Source organism: Rhizobium sp. NPDC090275 (assembly GCF_044772225.1).
In the GTDB taxonomy this organism is placed as follows: domain Bacteria; phylum Pseudomonadota; class Alphaproteobacteria; order Rhizobiales; family Rhizobiaceae; genus Rhizobium.
This window is the reverse complement of the sequence record NZ_JBIVYL010000006.1, coordinates 294888-313469: the sequence shown is the minus strand read 5'-3', so window position 1 is coordinate 313469 and position 18582 is coordinate 294888. Positions and strand designations below refer to the sequence as shown.

Annotated in this window: 14 protein-coding genes; 10 read left to right on the top strand and 4 right to left on the bottom strand. The window is 56.3% G+C overall.

What is annotated here, in order from left to right; genetic code table 11:
• Positions 1-215: 215 nt before the first annotated feature.
• On the bottom strand, positions 216-593 hold the full coding sequence (locus ACIQUB_RS17685; RefSeq protein WP_402931212.1) for a DUF2147 domain-containing protein: 378 nt from the start codon (positions 591-593) through the stop codon (positions 216-218).
• 618 nt (positions 594-1211) lie between these two features.
• Here ACIQUB_RS17685 and ACIQUB_RS17680 point away from each other — a divergent pair.
• From ACIQUB_RS17680 to ACIQUB_RS17665, 4 genes are all read left to right on the top strand, one after another.
• Positions 1212-2012, top strand: a complete 801-nt coding sequence (locus tag ACIQUB_RS17680) for a DUF1295 domain-containing protein (protein WP_402931210.1) — start codon at positions 1212-1214, stop codon at positions 2010-2012.
• Positions 2012-3040, top strand: coding sequence for a cyclopropane-fatty-acyl-phospholipid synthase family protein (locus ACIQUB_RS17675; RefSeq protein WP_113238986.1), 1029 nt, complete (start codon positions 2012-2014; stop codon positions 3038-3040). Before ACIQUB_RS17680 ends, ACIQUB_RS17675 begins: the two co-directional genes overlap by 1 nt.
• Positions 3040-3564, top strand: a complete 525-nt coding sequence (locus ACIQUB_RS17670) for a hypothetical protein (RefSeq protein ID WP_402931031.1) — start codon at positions 3040-3042, stop codon at positions 3562-3564. Before ACIQUB_RS17675 ends, ACIQUB_RS17670 begins: the two co-directional genes overlap by 1 nt.
• Positions 3565-3653: 89 nt before the next feature.
• Positions 3654-4148 (top strand): lipocalin family protein, encoded by a 495-nt coding sequence (locus tag ACIQUB_RS17665; protein WP_402931208.1) that lies wholly within the window; start codon positions 3654-3656, stop codon positions 4146-4148.
• Positions 4149-4984: 836 nt separating this feature from the next.
• Here the strand turns inward: ACIQUB_RS17665 and ACIQUB_RS17660 are convergent.
• Together ACIQUB_RS17660 and ACIQUB_RS17655 are read right to left on the bottom strand one after the other, a co-directional pair.
• Positions 4985-5644: a ChrR family anti-sigma-E factor gene (locus ACIQUB_RS17660; protein ID WP_113238983.1), complete on the bottom strand. Its 660-nt coding sequence runs from the start codon at positions 5642-5644 to the stop codon at positions 4985-4987.
• The gene (locus ACIQUB_RS17655) at positions 5641-6267 is read right to left on the bottom strand and encodes a sigma-70 family RNA polymerase sigma factor (RefSeq protein ID WP_402931029.1); all 627 of its coding nucleotides are present in this window, start codon (positions 6265-6267) and stop codon (positions 5641-5643) included. The genes ACIQUB_RS17660 and ACIQUB_RS17655 overlap by 4 nt, the downstream gene beginning before the upstream one ends.
• A 132-nt stretch (positions 6268-6399) precedes the next feature.
• Here ACIQUB_RS17655 and folE point away from each other — a divergent pair, with 132 nt between their 5' ends.
• Together folE and ACIQUB_RS17645 are read left to right on the top strand one after the other, a co-directional pair.
• Complete coding sequence (gene folE / locus ACIQUB_RS17650; protein ID WP_402931027.1) at positions 6400-7002, top strand: GTP cyclohydrolase I FolE; 603 nt, start codon at positions 6400-6402, stop codon at positions 7000-7002.
• Between the two features lie 4 nt (positions 7003-7006).
• Positions 7007-8554 carry a cryptochrome/photolyase family protein gene (locus ACIQUB_RS17645; protein ID WP_402931025.1) on the top strand — a complete coding sequence of 516 codons (1548 nt, stop codon included), beginning with the start codon at positions 7007-7009 and terminating at the stop codon, positions 8552-8554.
• A gap of 79 nt (positions 8555-8633) precedes the next feature.
• Here the strand turns inward: ACIQUB_RS17645 and ACIQUB_RS17640 are convergent, their stop codons facing one another.
• Positions 8634-8897: a hypothetical protein gene (locus ACIQUB_RS17640; RefSeq protein ID WP_402931023.1), complete on the bottom strand. Its 264-nt coding sequence runs from the start codon at positions 8895-8897 to the stop codon at positions 8634-8636.
• A gap of 369 nt (positions 8898-9266) precedes the next feature.
• Here ACIQUB_RS17640 and ACIQUB_RS17635 point away from each other — a divergent pair, with 369 nt between their 5' ends.
• The 4 genes from ACIQUB_RS17635 to ACIQUB_RS17620 all read left to right on the top strand — a co-directional run bounded on the left by ACIQUB_RS17635 (position 9267) and on the right by ACIQUB_RS17620 (position 18572).
• Entirely contained in the window at positions 9267-12374 is a 3108-nt protein-coding gene (locus tag ACIQUB_RS17635) for a response regulator (RefSeq protein ID WP_402931206.1), read from the top strand.
• Positions 12375-12618: 244 nt separating this feature from the next.
• Positions 12619-13911 (top strand): TadE/TadG family type IV pilus assembly protein, encoded by a 1293-nt coding sequence (locus tag ACIQUB_RS17630; RefSeq protein ID WP_402931021.1) that lies wholly within the window; start codon positions 12619-12621, stop codon positions 13909-13911.
• 360 nt (positions 13912-14271) lie between these two features.
• Positions 14272-15429: an efflux RND transporter periplasmic adaptor subunit gene (locus ACIQUB_RS17625; protein ID WP_402931019.1), complete on the top strand. Its 1158-nt coding sequence runs from the start codon at positions 14272-14274 to the stop codon at positions 15427-15429.
• Entirely contained in the window at positions 15426-18572 is a 3147-nt protein-coding gene (locus ACIQUB_RS17620) for an efflux RND transporter permease subunit (protein ID WP_402931017.1), read from the top strand. The genes ACIQUB_RS17625 and ACIQUB_RS17620 overlap by 4 nt, the downstream gene beginning before the upstream one ends.
• Positions 18573-18582: the final 10 nt, after the last annotated feature.

Genomic DNA, 18582 nt, shown 5'->3' with positions numbered 1-18582 from the left:
GGTGGGTGGGAAGCGTAATTGTATTCCCTCGCCAGAGGCCAGAGCAAGCACCGATCTATGTGAGTATGTCGATGAAAGCCGCCTGCGCAAACCTATAAATCTTTCAATCGATAGCGCATCGGCAGCCGATAAAGCATGCCAGACGAAGCCGATCGCGACAAAGAGGAGTGGGTCACGATCATTGGCCTCACCTGCTTCGCTGCCAGCCTGCCTGTCTAATTAATCCGGGTCCAATCAATGCCTTTGCATAGCAGCCCGGCTACGACGCACCCTCTCGTGGTCATCTTGTCGCCATTGATTGTCACTGTAAGCTTGTAGGTCAGGTTTCGCTGCGGATCGAAGGCCGTCCCAGAATAGACACCGTCGGTTCCAGGCTCGATCGTCATGACAAGCCGATCGCCCTCTTTCTCCTTGGCCGTGCCCGGTTTGATCCAAGTGTTGGTGGCACAAATATCCGATCCACAAGATGCAATGCGGACCCTAGCGTTGCCGTCTCCTCGAGCCCAATTCCCGGCAATATCTGCGGCATGAGCCAACGTGAAACCCGGTATGGCAGATAGTACCGCAACGGTTGGGACTATGATCAACTTCATCATGCTTATTTCTCCTTCCATCGGCCTAAACGCTTCTCAAAACCTGTCGGCGCGATTGTGATGCATCGCTTGTAAAACACGCTCCTTTCCCCCAGCCCAACACGATCAGCAGCATCAAAAAACGTCGCCTTAAGTGATTGGGACAGGAGCCAATCAGTGGGTATTGCAGACATTCCGGCGCCCCAACCATCGCAATATTCAGCCTATCCGCCCTTCGACGTTTCAGTTCCTTCAACCCGTGCACCTCGGCGGCTCGATTGCTCTGTCGCGACATTGGTACGAAAGCCGACCGCCTATAGTTTCATTGCGGGCAGATATATTTCGTGAGCTCCTGTTGAACAGAGACCGTAAAGTTTCAATGGGTAGAAGATGGGCAGCCGCCAGAAAAGGCGAAAGGGCATGAACCAGCACTGTTGCGACGACGTCAGCAAGAGCGTCAGCGCGATCACTTCCTAGCACTGCGGCCCTTTCAAAAATTGACGTGTTAGACGCACCAGATGCACAGGCAGCGAGCTGCAAAACTGAGGAGTAATTGCAAAAATTCTTTCCCCCGGAGCGAAACCAAGTGCTTGTGGCCACCGTAGACACATGAAACGCCTTCGGGACCATACGGGAAGACTGATGGACATCCTCCTCCTCGTCGCCATCGCATTCTGGTTGTCACTGGCCATGGCCGGCGCGTGGGCGATACAGCGCGCCACCGGACAAAGTGGGTGGATCGACACGATTTGGTCGGTGGCGGTCGGCGTTGGAGGCATTGCCGCTATCGCGCTCGCTGATGGCGACTTCGACCGCCGGATCGTCCTCTTGGTCGTGATCAGCGCCTGGTCGCTTAGGCTCGCAAGCCATATCGGCTCACGCTGCAGGGGCGCTGCTGAGGATCCCCGTTATGCAAAATTCATCGAAGACTGGGGCGACGGCGCGGCCTGGCGGCTGTTCCTCTTTGTACAGATCCAGGCATTGGCCGCCTTTGTTCTCGTTCTGGCTGTCTATCTTGCTGCAGCCAATGAGCGGTCGTTTCCAGGGGCGATTGACGCTCTGGCCATGCTACTCGCCATCGTCGGGCTAGCCGGCGAGGCCATCTCCGATGCCCAGCTTGCCCGCTTCCGAAAGACGCCCGAGGCTAAGACGGAAGTCTGTGAGGTCGGGTTCTGGTCGTATTCAAGACACCCAAACTATTTCTTCGAATGGCTTATCTGGTGTTGCTGGCCGCTGTTTGCTTCGACCGGATCGATATGGAACTGGCTGTCCTTGCTCGCGCCACTCATGATGTACTGGCTGCTGGTGCATGTATCCGGCGTTCCACCTCTCGAAGAACACATGCTGCGCTCGCGCGGCGACAAATTCCGTGCCCTGCAGCACAGGGTCAACGCTTTCTTCCCAGGTCCTCGCAAATCTACCCTTCCAGGAGATCAGTAATGAACATGCTGGCATTCGCCATCAACACTGCAGAGCGCGCGCCGCTCACCGACGCAATGACACTGGCCGGCATCGATTTTCTCTGCGCGCGCACCAAGCGCAAGCTTGCGACAACGACGGCGGACACCGAGCGCGATTTCGTCCAGCTCATGAAACGATTTCCGGTCGCGACCCACACGGACGAGGCCAATCGGCAGCATTATGAGGTGCCTGCCGACTTCTTCGCGGCAGCACTTGGACCGCAGCGCAAATACTCCTGTTGCCTTTATCCGACGCACGATACGACGCTTGCTGAAGCAGAGACCCTGGCGCTCGCCGAGACCGTTGCGAATGCGGCGATCGAAGACGGCATGACTATCCTGGAGCTTGGCTGTGGTTGGGGCTCACTTTCGCTCTACCTCGCTCGACGCTTCCCCCATTCACGCATCACGAGCGTTTCGAACTCGGCCTCACAGCGAGCCCATATACTTGACGTCGCGCGGCGCGATGGCCTGACCAACCTTGACGTCATCACCGCAGACATGAACCATTTTTCCACTCAGGCGAAGTTCGACCGTGTCGTGTCGGTGGAAATGTTCGAGCACATGTCCAACTGGCGCACGCTTCTCGAGCGTGTCCGCAGTTGGATAAAACCTGATGGCAGGCTTTTCTTGCACGTCTTCACTCACAAGAACCGCTCATACAGGTTCGATCCCAACGACCCGTCCGACTGGATCGCACAGCACTTCTTTACTGGCGGGATCATGCCCGCGCACGACCTGCCGCATCGCTTCGGCGACCTGTTCGAGGTCGAGCGGGAATGGCGCTGGTCGGGAACGCACTATAGTCGGACGGCACTTGATTGGCTGGCGAATTTTGACCGTGACATTCATCGAATTCGGCCAATTCTTACAAGGGTGTATGGCAAGGACGTGTCCCTGTGGCTTCGCCGCTGGCGGCTCTTCTTCCTGTCGACTGCTGGTCTGTTCGGGCATGATAAGGGCGATGTCTGGGGTGTCGGCCACTACCTAATGGCGCCGGCCAAATGATGTCTGAGGCAATCAAACAGCCCGACGCGCTCACCCAGGCGACCGTGACGATTGCCTGGGTCATCGTGCTGAACAAGCCCTTTTATCCTGTCTATGTCTGGTATCTGGTCGGCGATGGCGTGGTGGCATCGCTTGCCACATTGCTCTCAGCGCCGCTCTTCCTAGCAATCCCGTTTCTGGCCGGACGATCTCCCTTGGCAGCCCGGATCGCGCTGCCACTGATCGGCACGTTCGACACTTTGTTCGAGACGAAACTGTTTGGCTCGGCCTCAGGCACGGAATTATTCTTCGCCGCCTGTGTCATGCTGGTCGCGCTGTCTTTCAAAGCGGACGAAAAGTGGTGGCAGCGCGGAATGGCTGTGCTCGTCTTTGCCGTCTTCGTGTTCTCGCGCAATTTCATTGATGCGCCGCTCCGTGTCTGGACTGCACCCGAACTTGTTACCTTCTTCAACCTGAATGCCTTCGCCGTTGCCAGCCTGTTGGCCTTTATCGCTCTTCGCTATGCGGGGATATCGCGGACTTGAAGCCCATCCGATGAAACAAAAGCGTGAACAAATGGGAGCTTGGTATGCAAAAAATTTCTCGTTGGTGTTTTGCCGCGGCGGTCGCATGGATGTCTTTATCCAGCCCAGCCCTCTCGGCCTCAGTCGAGCCGCGTCCGATTGCAGTGGGTATGGACCATTATCATGGGACATGGCTTGAGATCGGCCGTCGGCCTATGTGGCTGACTGATGGCTGTGTTGCAGGCTATTCAACCTACAAGCCCGGAAAAATGCCAGGCGCGGTCCAAGTGGAAGACGGTTGTCACGTCGGCACTCCTGGCGGACGGCTGAAGACTGTCAATGGCGATGGAAGGATCGTCGATCTCGGGCACGGCAATGGCAAGATGCGCGTCCGATATCCCTTCTTCATCGTGTTCAACTACTGGGTTCTCTACAAATCCCCCGACAAAACGTGGTTCATTAGTGCCGACCCTGAAATGCGGAACCTCTGGATCTACGCGCGGGCCGTCCCATCGAAAGCAAAACTGAAGGTGATGATCCGCAAGGCGAGCGAACTCGGCTATGATGTCACAAAGCTTGAGTTTCCCGCTCAAGCTGGTCGCTAATGTGCGCCCTTGCTGGCAAAGCTGTGGCGCGAGCGCAATCCCGCAACGCTGTTCTTAGCCCAGGCCTCGCTAGCGCGCACCAAGTCTCCGACCAAGTCATTATGATGTACGTCGGCAAGGTCATCGAGACCGGCACAAAGGAAGCAATTATCTAGGCCCGCGTGTCACGGGCCTAGGCGCTACCACCTGCGGTGCCGACACAACTTTGTGCGCGATGCTGCCACCGCATTGTCGCAACACCGGCCGCATTCCACCCCAAACTTGCCTGGATAGATGCATCCGCCTCGATGATATGAGAACCGCCGACATGTAGAGTCCAGTCGTCACTTATGTCGCTGGCCCAAACAACCCAACTGCGACATCCGGCCCGGCGGCTTAAGCGAAACGATCAGCAACATCCGGGACGACGTCTTTGAGATCAGGCAAAGGAAGGCGACCTGGTGAGTGAATGATTACCAACACATGCTAAAGTTGATAAGCTATATCCCCCGCCCTGAACACCGGATCGCTACAAAACATTAAACAGCATTTGCCGTGGCGCTCTTTGATGAACTAGGACACAACCCGTGGGAACCATTGCCCTTCTTGGATTCCTCTGGGGCATGTTCGTTCGGTCCGGTGACCTCGGCAGCTTCTCAAAGCTGCTAGGGCGACGGCAAGCACAATTGATGCACCAAGGAATATGCTTTTGCCCTACTCTTCGTGTGGTTTTATCCACTTATTACGGAGAGCCTTGGCGTCAAGGTTACGACAACGTCCCGTCGAGATTGACAGAACTCGTCGCATTGCCGCAATCAAACTCTAGACGACAGTCCGTTTCCTCCGATGTTCCGCGCTCATATTTTCAACCAAGGCTGGAGGAACCGCATAAGCCTGCTGGAAAATCTTAGCGGTGCATCGGTGACGGCCAGACAAATGCAATCCTCCTCTTCACCGGCACGTGGGGTGTGAATAATCTCCGTATCCGCCATTTCGACGTCTCCTCGGCGGAATGTTGAAATCTCGTCTGAGAACGATCCAGCTAGGACCAGCGTAAGCTCAACCCCGTTGTGTGTGTGCTCTGGTACGGGTTGTCCCTTCGGAATAAGCAACAGCCGCGCAGTTGTCGTTTCGTCGCCCGTAGGCACAATCATCTGGGCTGCACCTCCAGCCCCCAACCGACGCCAAGCAAGTCCACCTGCCTGGTCGACGTATGATCTAAGCGGTTCCGGTAAGAGGGTATTACCGGCAGGCCGCCTGAGAGGGATGACCTTATCGATCTCTCCGGCATCAATTCGGGCCTTCAACTGCTTCCAGCTGCGCGCAATGACCTCGTCATCGCTTTGTGGATTTTCGCTGTCCAGAAAATGGCCGCCTAACGCTTCGTAGACGCCCAGGCTGCTGCGGCATGACGGGCATAGCGCAAGATGCGTTGCGACGGCGACGCCCCATCCCTCTGTGAGCTTTCCCGCTGCGTAGCGCATCAGCATTTCATCGTCGATATGATGTCGGGTCATCGGGTTGTATGCTGCAATACCCATCTTAGTTTCTCACAGGCCATTCGAATTCGTGACTTAACTGTTCCAAGCGGTATGCCCAATGCAGAGGCTATCGCCGAGTGCGGCATCTCCTCGAAATATGACAGACGCAAGACTTCGAGATGCTCCTCCTTCAATTGTCCAAGAGCTCGTCTTAGCGCGTCTGCGTCCTGAGCATCCACCAGCAAACGATCTGCCGAGGGTGCCTCTTCCGGAACAAATGCCGGATCACTTTCGTCAAACTCTGGTATACGGCGGCGCAACGTATCGATGTAGAGATTTCGCGCAATCCTGAAGATCCACGTTGATACCTGCGCTCGGTTCGGATCGTACAAGTGCGCCTTACGCCAGACTGAAAGCATGACCTCCTGAGTGAGTTCGTCCGCCATGGTTCGATCTTTGGTCATCTTCCTCATGTGCGATCTGAGACGCGGGAACATGTAAGCGTAGATGTCCTCAAAGGCCGCACCGTCGCGCATCTCTGCGACGGCGGCCATAAGCCTTATCATCCTGTTCTGGACTGTTTCAGACCTCGATGTTTCCATCATCTGCTTCACCGCAAAGACGCGAGGTGATTGCTTTCTAACCGCTGCTGCCAACATGGTCGCCACTCTTTGGACGTTCTTTGTTGTTGTTACGCTTCAAATCTCGATCGGATCAATAAGTCCTCGCAGACATTTGCGTCGATCCAACTTGCAGTTCTTCGCGTAGCACTGCTCGTAAGGAGAGATGGAATGGATCAGATCAATATGGCTCCCGGGCAAGACGCACAGCGACCGACGGTGGAAGGCGCTCAAAATACGGTGCGCGTCCTTCTCGCCTGGGCAGGTGATGACCCCAATCGGGAAGGCCTGAAAGACACCCCCGCTCGTGTTGCCAGGGCGTACCGTGAGCTTTTTGCTGGATACCAGGACCAGCCACGCAATGTTCTTAGCACGACATTTGAAGAGGTCGGGGGGTACAACGATGCCGTGCTTGTCCGCGATATTCCGTTTTTTTCACATTACGAGCATCACATGCTACCATTCCGCGGCGTCGCCCATGTGGCATATGTCCCGAGTAAGCGAGTGGTCGGCCTTTCTAAGATTGCTCGCCTTGTCGAATTATATGCCCGGCGCCTGCAGGTTCAGGAGCGCATGACCAGTCAGATTGCGGACGCTCTCGAAGGGTCGTTGCAGCCGTACGGTGTCGCGGTGCTCGTCGAGGCCGAGCATATGTGCATGTCAATGCGTGGCGTCGCAAAAATCGGATCTAAAACATTAACGACAACCTTCAGAGGAGTCCTGCAGACGGACGCTTCACTCCAAGCGCGTATCTTCAGTAACGTGCGGGGCTAGCGTCATGGGCGAGAGCCACTCAATCGGGACGATGGTCTTTATTCTAGGCGACCAGCTGTCTCATTCTATATCCAGTTTAGACGGATTTGATCCTGACCATGATTTCATCTTCATGTGCGAGGTCATGGAAGAGGCAACATACGCACGCCATCACAAGAAGAAGATAGCGTTCATCTTCAGCGCTATGCGGCACTTCGCGCAAGAACTGCGGGATAAGGGCTTTCGTGTTCGATACGTCCCGATTGACGATCCGGATAATGCGGGGTCTTTTGACGACGAGCTTCGTCGGGCAATCGGACACTCTTCTCCGACAAGAATTCGACTGACTGAGCCTGGCGAATGGCGCGTTCTGGAAAAGATCACCCGGTGGCAATCTTCTCTCGAAACGCCGATCGAGGTCATCGACGATCGCAGGTTTATCTGCAGTCGTTCAGAGTTTGCCGATTGGGCGAGAGGGCGTAAGGACCTCGTCATGGAGTTCTTCTATCGCCAGATGCGACGCAAGACTGGACTGTTGATGGAGGGCGACCAGCCTGTCGGAGGACGGTGGAACTTTGATTCAGAAAACAGAAAGCCCGCGCGCCCAGACATGTTTCGTCCACAACGCCGCGCGATCGACAAGGACGCAATAACCCGAGAGGTCATAGACGTCGTCGATAGGCTGTTCCCTGATAATTTTGGCGAACTACGCGACTTCCATTTTGCGGTTAGCTCTAAAGACGCCTCACTTCTTGTGGAAGATTTCATAGACGGCCACCTCTCAGAATTTGGCGCCACCCAGGACGCGATGCTGACAGGAGATCCGTTTCTCAACCACTCTCTTCTGTCCTTCTACATCAACGTGGGACTGGTCGATCCGTTGGACATGTGCCGGCGGGCAGAAAGGGCATACCTTGAAGGCAACGCGCCGCTGAGTGCGGTGGAGGGTTTCATCAGACAAATCATCGGATGGCGCGAGTACATGCGAGGCGTCTACTGGATGAAGATGCCGGACTATGGCGATGCGAACTTCTTCGGCAATAAACGACCCCTGCCCGATTTCTATTGGACGGGAGCGACAGACATGAATTGCGTCGCGACGGTCGTCGGAGAAACTCGTTCGAACGCCTACGCGCACCACATCCAACGTCTTATGATAACCGGCAACTTCGCGCTGATTGCTGGAGTCGATCCTAAACAGGTGCATCAGTGGTATCTGGAGGTCTACGCCGACGCCTATGAGTGGGTCGAAATGCCCAACGTGATCGGAATGAGCCAGTTTGCCGACGGCGGTGTTGTCGGCACGAAGCCATATGCCGCGTCCGGAAACTACATTTCAAAAATGTCTGACTACTGTGACAGTTGTAGCTTCAACGTGAAGGATCGAACTGGGCCCAAAGCCTGTCCATTCAATTACCTTTACTGGGACTTCCTCTCGCGCAATCGCGGCCTGTTGGCGGACAACAGGCGCCTCGCAAGGCAGTATGCGACGTGGGATCGGATGGACGACGCCGTGCGCAGAGACATCCTCGCAACCGCCGCCCAATTTCTAGAAAACCTTAAAGGCTATTAAAAAAGGATCAGGACAAGCTCGGATCCTTGTCTACCGCATATCGTGCCTCGTCGTCGGTACGCGTTGTCTCGGTCCACCGCTACATGGTTTCGTCAAACGGGCCACAATCGCGAAGCACGTTGTTGACGCGATAGCTCATCGTCGTTGACGAGAAGCTCATGCCCCAGCTTCGTCTGGTTGCGACCGTCTCGTTGAGGAAAAGGCCGGTCGTGATGGCGGCGTCGCCTTCGTTACCATGCCGTCGTGCGCAAAGCCATCGCGCATCGCCGGGGCTCGCCAAAATACGCAAATCGTTTTCGAAGCGACCATCGACGCCGGGCATTGCGGCAAACGCTTTCTTCACCCCGTCCCGGTCGGAGGCTGCGCTTGGAAGAAAGTTGCTAGACGGTCAAGCTGTATCGACGGGGAGTGCCCAAAGCGCTTATCCCTTGGCCTCCACCGCGAACGTGCCGTCATCGACGACCTGATCGACGACGCAATACCGGCCAAATTGAGAGCTTGTCTGGGTCCAAAGGAGCTTCATTCCGGCTGCGAGACCACCTGGCCGATGGCCGATCTCTCACACCAGAAGCAAAAACTGGTCAGAATTTAGGACCGCGGGCTCGACAAGCGTTATCAATGGCCTAATTCAGCTTCGCAATCATTGCCTGGAAATGCCATGCCGCAAAAAAACTCTGATCAGTACCTGGATGTGTTCGTTGGCGAGGGCGAAATGGCGCAGATGATGCGCCAACATGATTGGGCAAACAGCCCACTCGGGTCGCCCGATACATGGCCGGAGGCCTTGAAGGTGGCGTTGCGGCTTCTCCTGACGTCGAAATTCGAAATGTGGCTCGGTTGGGGGCCCGAAATCGCGTTTTTCTACAACGATGCCTACCGACCGACATTGGGAAACAAGCACCCCCATGCACTCGCTGTCCCAACCAGGATCCTTTGGGCGGAAATCTGGGATGATATCAAAGGGCGCCTGGACACTGTATATGAGACCGGGCAAGCAACCTGGGACCGAGCGTTGCTTCTCCTGCTAGAGCGCAACGGCTATCTCGAGGAGACCTACCACACTTTCTCCTACAGCCCGCTGATCGGTGACAGCGGCGATGTCGAAGGCGTGTTTTGTGCTGTGGCCGAGGAGACCGAGCGGGTAATCAGCGAAAGGCGCATTTCGACGATGCGTGCACTGGCGTCGGGACTTGCGGCAGTCGATACGCATCGAGAGGTCATAGACGCCTCTTTTTGTGCTCTGAGGGAGAACCTTCGGGATCTTCCCTTCAGTGCTCTTTATCTCTTTGATGAACATGGTCACGCAACACGGCAATGGGTATGCGGTGCCTCAGATGACAATCCATTAATGCCAGCGAAAATTGACGGCGGCGCAGATTTCTGGAAGCTGAACCGAGCGTGGAACGAGCAAAGCGTCGAGCTGGTCGACCTGACGGGAAGAGATGACATTCCATCGGGACCTTGGCCAAAAGCCCCAATACAGGCAGCGGTCATCCCTCTGATCGGACAAGGTGGTGGCAAGCCGAAGGGCGTATTGATTAGCGGACTGAACCTCCATCGCGCCATCAACGACGCATATCTCGATTTTCTCAAGCTGATCGCAGGGCAGATCGCCTCGCGGCTGGCAAGTGCTGAAGCATTCGAGACAGAACGTCAAAGAGCGGCGGCATTGTCCGAGGCCGCCGAGATGCGTGAGCAAGCCGCGGTTGCGCTTGAACAGCTCAATCGCCAGCTATCCTCGGAGGTCGAAGTTCGCACCGCCGAGCGTGACCGGATGCGAGAGCTGTTCCAGCAGGCACCAAGTTTCATGTGCATCCTCAGCGGTCCAGACCATGTCTTCGAGCTCGTGAACGACGCCTACATGCAGCTGGTCGGCCACCGTCAGCTCCTGGGCCTCAGCGTGAGGGATGCCTTGCCCGAGGTTGAGGGACAAGGTTTCTTCGACTTGCTCGATGGCGTGTTCGAGTCGGGCAGGCCCTACATTGGACGAAACCTCCAAGTCACTTTGCGGCGTGAAGACGACGGGGAGAGCGACGAGCGATTTATCAATCTGATCTACCAGCCGATACTGGATGTCAGTGGCAAAGTTACCGGCATATTCGTCGACGGGTTCGACGTCACGCATCAAAAGCGGGCGGAAGATCAGCTTCAAAGCCTCAACCATACCCTTGAGCAGCGCGTCGAGCAGCGTACCCACGAACTGCGATCGGCGCTCTTGCAGTTGGAAAAGGAAACCGTCGAGCGCGAAGCAGCCCAGATCGCTTTGCGGCAAGCGCAGAAGATGGAGGCGCTTGGCAATCTGACTGGCGGCGTCGCCCATGACTTCAATAATCTTCTCCAGGTCGTCAGCGGCAATCTGCAGCTCCTATCCAAAGACATCGATGGCAACGCAAGGGCGGAGCAGCGCTTAAACAATGCTCTGGCTGGCGTCGCCCGAGGCGCAAAGCTGGCGTCCCAACTGTTGGCCTTTGGGCGCCGCCAGCCGCTAGAGCCCAAGGTCGTCAATTGCCGCAAGCTTATCCAGAATATGGACGACATGCTTCGCCGCGCCTTGGGCGAAGAGATCGAGCTCGAAACCGTGGTCTCCGGTGGGTTGTGGAACACACTGATAGATCCCGGCCAGTTGGAAAATGCAATCCTGAACCTCGCGATCAACGCACGCGACGCGATGGACGGCCGCGGACGGCTGACGATCGAGACAGCGAACGCCGTGCTCGACGATGACTACGCTCGCATCCACGAGGACGTTCGGCCTGGTCAGTATGTACTGGTCGCGGTGACGGATACAGGATCAGGAATACCAGCCGATATTATCGATCACGTGCTCGAACCGTTCTTCAGCACCAAGTCCGAGGGGAAGGGGACTGGTTTAGGGCTCTCGATGGTCTACGGGTTCCTGAAGCAGTCCGGTGGGCATCTCAAAATCTACACCGAGGTCGGCCATGGCACGACGATGAAACTCTACATGCCAAGGACGATGCAGGTCCAGGATGAATTGGCGAATTTAAATGCGGCTCCCTTGAAGGGTGGGAGTGAGACTGTTTTGGTGGTCGAAGACGATGACGGGGTCCGGGAGACCTCAGTCGCCTTGTTGACTGATCTCGGATATCGCGTTCTTAAGGCCCATGACGCCCAAGCGGCATTTGCAATTATCAATAGCGGCATGCCGATCGATTTGCTTTTCACCGATGTCGTGATGCCCGGCCCAATGCGGAGCACGGAACTCGTGAGAAAGGCCAAGGCAATGCTTCCGGGACTGGCCGTGTTGTATACGTCCGGTTACACGGAGAACTCGATCGTCCACGGCGGCAGGCTCGACGCGGGCGTCGAACTGCTATCGAAGCCATACACTCGCGAAGCACTTGCCCGTAAAATCCGGCACGTTCTGGGCAACGCGCGGCAACACCAGATCACTGCTGAGGGGCTCGAGCGACAGCAGCAAGCGCCTGATCCAGCGCCACAGCAAGGTGGCACGGACACTGCAAGGGTTCTTGTCGTGGAAGACGAACCTTTGATCCTAATGTCGACGGTCGATATGGTGAGCGAGCTCGGCTATATTGTTCATGAGGCGGGCTCGGGTCAAGACGCCCTTTTGGTGTTGGAAAAAGAAGGCATCGACATTCTCCTTACAGATGTCGGATTACCTGGCATGTCTGGCATTGATCTTGCTCGACAGGTCCGGGAACGCTGGCCCGCGATACGCATCGTGTTTGCCAGCGGCGACGAAAGCGCCAAGTCCGCTTCTGGAATTAGCGACGCCCGTCAGTTGCCGAAACCGTTTACCGTCGATGGGCTGGCCAAGATCCTATCGAGGTCCTAGCCGGCTCGTGAGCTGCATCTCGCAACCGATGGATGAAGGATATCCGACCTTTTGCGCGGGAGACGCTCTGAGCTCAGGTCATTCGCTAAAGCGTCGTTTTGACTTTCACCGACTAGAGGATGTCGCCGATGACAGGCTCTCGCAACAGGTGTAAGTGTTTGAATTTATTTTACCACGTGGGTTAGCGTCGATTTAAGCCGCAATCGCTAGAACTGGTCTATCGGTCAATCGGTATCGCCAAAAAATGAAATCCATTGTGACTCGCTTTAGTAACTGTCGTGCGGGCAATTTCGGCATACTGACAGCAATTTTGTTGGTGCCGATGATCGGCGCGGCCGGAGTGGCAATAGACTTTTCGCACGCAGTTGAGATACGCACGCAGCTCTACAATGCCGCCGATGCAGCAGCTGTGGGTGCTGTCGCAGAGAAGTCTGCCGCAGTCAGCCAAGCCATGACAATGTCAGGCGACGGCTCAATTGCCGTTGGGGAAAGCGAAGCGCGCAACCTGTTCTCCGGCCAGATGTCTGGCGAGGCTCTTTCTCTTCCTGTTAGCCTTACAGCCACCGTGACCCGAAACCTTAACCGGGTCACCTCGAATATAACTTTCAGGGCGTCAGTTCCCACGACCTTCATGAGCATCTTCGGCAAAAATAGCGTTGATGTTTCCGGAGCGGCAAGCGCTGAATTTCTTACTGCCTCTTTCATGGACTTCTACATCCTTATCGACAACACGCCATCGATGGGCGTTGGCGCAACGCCTGCCGATGTCGCAAAGATGCAGGCAAACACGTCCGACAGCTGCGCTTTTGCCTGTCATGACATCGCGAGCGGAAACAAGAGCTACTACAATCTCGCAAAGTCTCTTGGTGTGACGATGCGCATCGACACGGTTCGCCAGGCAACCCAACAACTGACTACGACTGCGAAGACCACACGCGTCGCTAGCAATCAATTTCGCATGGGCGTGTACACCTTTGGCACCAAAGCCGAGGATGCCAAGCTGACAACCATTTCCAATCCCACCTACGACTTGGATCAAGTCCGTTCGTACACCGATGCAGTAGACCTGATGACGATCCCAAGCCAAGGCTACAACAATGACCAGACAACGAGCTTCGACAGCGCTTTAACGCAGATGAATACCATCATCACAGCGCCTGGCACTGGGAGCACGTCTGCAGACCCCCAAAAGGTACTATTCTTCGTGGCCGACGGGGTCGGCGATAGCTACAAGCCTTCCATATGTACGAAGAGGACCACCGGCGGTCGCTGTCAGGAGCCGATCGATACAAGCTTCTGCGCCCCACTCAAGGCACGCGGCATCAAAATCGCCGTTCTGTACACGACTTACCTGCCGCTTCCCACAAACAGTTGGTATAACACCTGGATATCACCGTTTCAGAGCCAGATATCGACAAAGATGGCCGAATGCGCTTCGCCCGGCCTCTACTTCGAGGTCACACCGACCGACGGTATCGCTGAAGCCATGAAGACCCTTTTCCTAAGGGTAGTGCGGCAACCGAGGTTGACGTCGTAGGGGTTTGCAGTGTTTTGATTGCAACGCCTCCCGCAACCGTTCGACGAAAACCAAAACGCAGCGCACGTCCTGATGTCTGCTATCCGTTCGCCGCCGTGGCTCTCTCGTCCACAGCTGTCGCCATTCAATAAGACGAACAGGGCTCCAGAGTGTCTATAATCGCGCCTCCCTGAACGCGAGCTACATCGTTCAGGGGATGGCAAAACAGCGATCCTTGGACCGCCGCCAGCCCCGCCGCCGCATGGCGGCCGATGGCAGACGGTTGGCGTCACAGGAGACGTGAAGGCGAATGCCCGTAGATCACCGTTGAACTAAAACATTATCCGCGCGTTATATGGCGATTTCAATGGAGTGGCATGCATGAAGAAACCATGGTTCAACCTGCCTGCCTCTCCATGGCGCCTCGCGCTGCCCGCGGCATCACTATGGCTGAGCGCAGCCGTTGCGATGACTGCCGCCGCCCAACAGTCTCCCCCAGTCCCCGTCACCGCAGTAACTGCGCGCACGCAAACGATTGCCCGCGTGATCAACGGCATCGGAACCGTAGCGGCGCTTCAGTCAGTCGTTGTGCGCCCCCGCATAGATGGCCAAGTCACAGGGATTTCCTTCCTGGAAGGCCAGGTTGTCAAGAAAGGCGACGTGCTGGTGACCCTCGACGATCGAGAATTGACGGCTGCTCTTGCGTCCGCGCGAGCCAAGAAGGCCCAGGACTTAGCACAGTTGAACAGTGCCAGGACCGATGCAGAGCGCTATGCTAGCCTTGCACAAAAAGGTGTTGCCTCGGCGTCCACGCTTGAACAGAAGACCGCGTTGAGCCAGGAGTATGCAGCAGCCGTTCAATACGATGAAGCCATGATAAAGAACGCTGAGACGCAGCTCGGATTTGCGACAATAACTGCGCCCCTGTCAGGCCGGATCGGTTTCAAACAGGTTGATGTCGGTAGCGTTATCAGCGCGAGCTCAACGGACGGGATCGTGACGATCACACAGATGGATCCAATTGGAGTTTCGTTCGTAGCACCTGGCGATCGCTTCTCGGAAATCCGGCAGTCCCTGACCAAAGGTGTGGCCGAGGTTACGCTCGTGGCAACGGATGGCTCACGCACTCTCGCAACAGGCCGTTTGACGACGATGGACAATGCTGTCGATGGATCGAATGGATCAATCCACCTAAAGGCGACATTCGACAACAAAGACGGCTCACTGTGGCCCGGCCTGCCTGTTGCGACGATTCTGACAGTCGAGAAACGTGAGGGGGTGGTTGTTCCCGACAAAGCCCTCGCTCGCGGCCGCGACGGGCTCTACGCCTATGTTGTTGTCTCCGGCGCAACAGTGGCAAAGCGTCTTGTCAAGACAGCGTTTGTGACTGATGCCAGAGCTCTTGTTACAGAGGGAATTGCCGATGGCGACCAAGTCGTGATGGATGGCCAGTCGCGAATTGGTGACGGCGACAAAGTCGTAGTCACGCCATGGACGGGGTCGCAGACAGGTGAGCTTGCTGGAGAGGCTACGCCATGAGCGAGGATGTCCGCAGCACCAAGAGGGCTTCTGCATCCGGCTTTTTCGATTTCTTCATCATGCACCCTGTCGCGACCGGGCTGATCATGAGCGGCATCTTCCTGGTAGGGGTCATCTGCTATCCGTTCATGCCCGTCTCGGCATTGCCGCAGATCGACTTCCCAACGGTTCAAATCGCCGCCAGCCTTCCTGGCGCTTCGCCCGAAACAATGGCATCGAGCGTCGCGCAACCAATTGAGGAGGCGCTTTCGCGTGTCAGCGGCATATCGGAGATGACCTCCAACAGCTCTCTCGGAACTACATCGATCACCGTACAGTTCGGACTTGATCAGGACATCCAGACTGCGGCGAGTGACGTTCAAACCGCGATTAGCGAGGCCGCCGGACAGCTTCCGAAGGATATGACTGCGCTTCCGACCGTCAGGAAGGTCAACCCGGCCGATGCGCCGATCATGCAGCTTTCGGCAACCTCGGACACGCTGACGCTCCCGCAGCTTGACGAATACATTGAGCGGAACGTCGCCTCGAAGATCGGGCAGGTCTCTGGTGTCGCCTATGTCAACATCGGTGGGAAGCAGAAGCCTGCGATCCGGATCGCCGTCGACCCCGGACGGCTTGCTCAAGCGAACGTGACACTCGAGGATGTTAGGTCGGCCATCGGAGGACTGAGCCTCAGCGCGCCGAAAGGCAACATAGACGACCCGACCCGGACCTTCCCGATCTATACCAACGACCAGATCGGAAGCAGTGCGGAATGGAACGATGCAGTCATCGCCTATCGCAACGGAGGCCCGGTGCGCATTCGCGATATCGGTCAGGCAGTCGACGGCGCCGAAGACAACAAAATGGCACACTGGACGAATGGACAGCGCGGCATTGCTCTCGATGTCTTCCGCCAACCCGGTGCAAACGTCATCGCCGTCGTCGAGGCGGTGAAGGAGCAGCTCCCTGCCCTTCAGGCATCCTTGCCGAAATCCATAAAACTCGAACTCGTCACCGACAGGACGACAACGATCCGCGCGTCAGTTGCGGATGTGCAGTTCACCTTGATGCTGACGATCGGACTGGTGGTCGTCGTTATCTTCCTCTTCCTGCGAAACCTGCGCGCCACGATCATTCCAGCTGTCACCCTGCCAATTGCACTCGCCGGTTCGCTTGCACCGATGTGGGTCCTAGGCTTCAGCCTAGACAATCTATCGCTCATGGCCCTTGTCGTTGCGGTCGGGTTTGTCGTTGATGACGCGATCGTCATGCTAGAGAACATAACCCGCCACATCGAGGACGGTATGGAGCCGTTGGAGGCCGCCCGGACCGGGGCACGCGAAATCGGCTTTACTATCGTCTCGATCAGCCTTTCGCTTATCGCCGTCCTCATTCCGATACTTCTGATGGGCGGGATCGTCGGTAGAATGTTCCGCGAGTTTGCGGTTACCTTGACTGTCGCCATCATCATTTCTGCGGTTGTCTCGCTAACGCTGACGCCTATGTTGGCATCACGCTTCATTCGCAATGTCGAGAAGACAAGTCATGGACGGCTTTACAGGGCGGGGGAGGCGTTCTTCGAATCCATCACAAACCTGTATGTCCGCAGCCTGCAGCCCGTCATTCGGTTTAAATATCTGACATTTTCGTTCTTCCTCGCAACAATCGCACTTACAGCATACCTGTTCGTCGTAATCCCGAAGGGCTTCTTTCCGGAGCAGGACACCGGATTTATCGGCGGTCTGTCCCAGGCGTCACCAGACATCTCGTTCGCTGAAATGGCAAAGCTTCAGGAGCGGGTCAGCGCTATCGTCATGAAGGATCCGGCCGTCTATAGCGTATTCATGGATATTGGTGGCGGCAATGGCGGCAACGCGATGAACCAGGGACACGTCAATATCACCCTGAAACCGCTGGAAGAGCGGGATGCGAGCGCCAAGGAGGTCATTGCTCGCTTGAGCACCGCGCTCAATGCCCAGCAAGGCATCAAGCTCTTCATGCAGTCGGCCCAAGATATTAACATCGGAGCTCGTCCAGCAAAGACGCAATATCAGTTCACGCTTCAGGACGCAAACATTCAGGAACTTGCAGACTGGGCGACGAAGATAACCGCAAAGCTGCAAGGTCTGTCAGAGTTGCGCGATGTAGGCACTGACCAGCAGGCGGAAGCGCCGAACCTGTCCGTCAAAATCGATCGCGCCGCCGCGACGCTCTATGGCGTCCTGCCTTCGACTATAGACGACACCCTTTACGACGCCTTCGGACAGCGCCAAGTGGCCTCTTACTCAACACAGACAGACACGTTTCGCGTGATCCTGGAGGTCCTGCCAAACTTGCAGCGCGACCTGGCAACGCTTGATAGACTTTCTGTCCGCGCTAACAACGGGACCCTCGTGCCGTTGTCCGTTGTCGCCCATTGGTCGAGTGACGGGGTGGCTCCTGTTTCGATTTCACATCAGGGACAGTCGCCTGCGGTGACGGTGTCCTTTAACCTCGCACCGACAGTGGCACTTGGGCAAGCAACAGCAGCGATTGAGAATGCGGTTGCCGAAATGCATCCGCCTTCGTCCCTTCAGACAAGCTTTTCCGGCAGCGCCAAGGCGTTCAAGGATTCGCTGGCGACCATACCACTTCTCATCCTTGCCTCTCTGATCGTCGTCTACATCATTCTAGGCGTTCTATACGAGAGTCTCGTCCACCCGCTGACTATCCTCTCCACCTTGCCTTCAGCGGGTCTTGGAGCCTTGCTGGCGTTGGACCTAGCGGGATTCGACTTCGGGCTGGTTGCGATGATTGGCGCCATTTTGTTGATCGGCATCGTCAAAAAGAACGGCATCATGCTGGTCGATTTCGCCATACAGGTCGAACGAGAGGAAAACCTCAGCAGCCAGGATGCTATCGTGAAGGCTGCACGCATGCGGTTTCGGCCAATCCTGATGACGACGATGGCGGCATTGCTTGGTGGCGTCCCGCTAGCCCTTGGCCACGGATCGGGGTCGGAACTGCGCCAGCCGCTCGGCTACGCCATTGTCGGTGGGCTACTGGTCAGCCAACTGCTGACACTTTATACGACGCCCGTTATCTATCTGTTGCTGGATAAGTTGCGTGGGAAAGAAGATCGGCCGATCGTTCCCGTGATCGAGACTCGTCCGGCAGCTTGACAACAGAAGC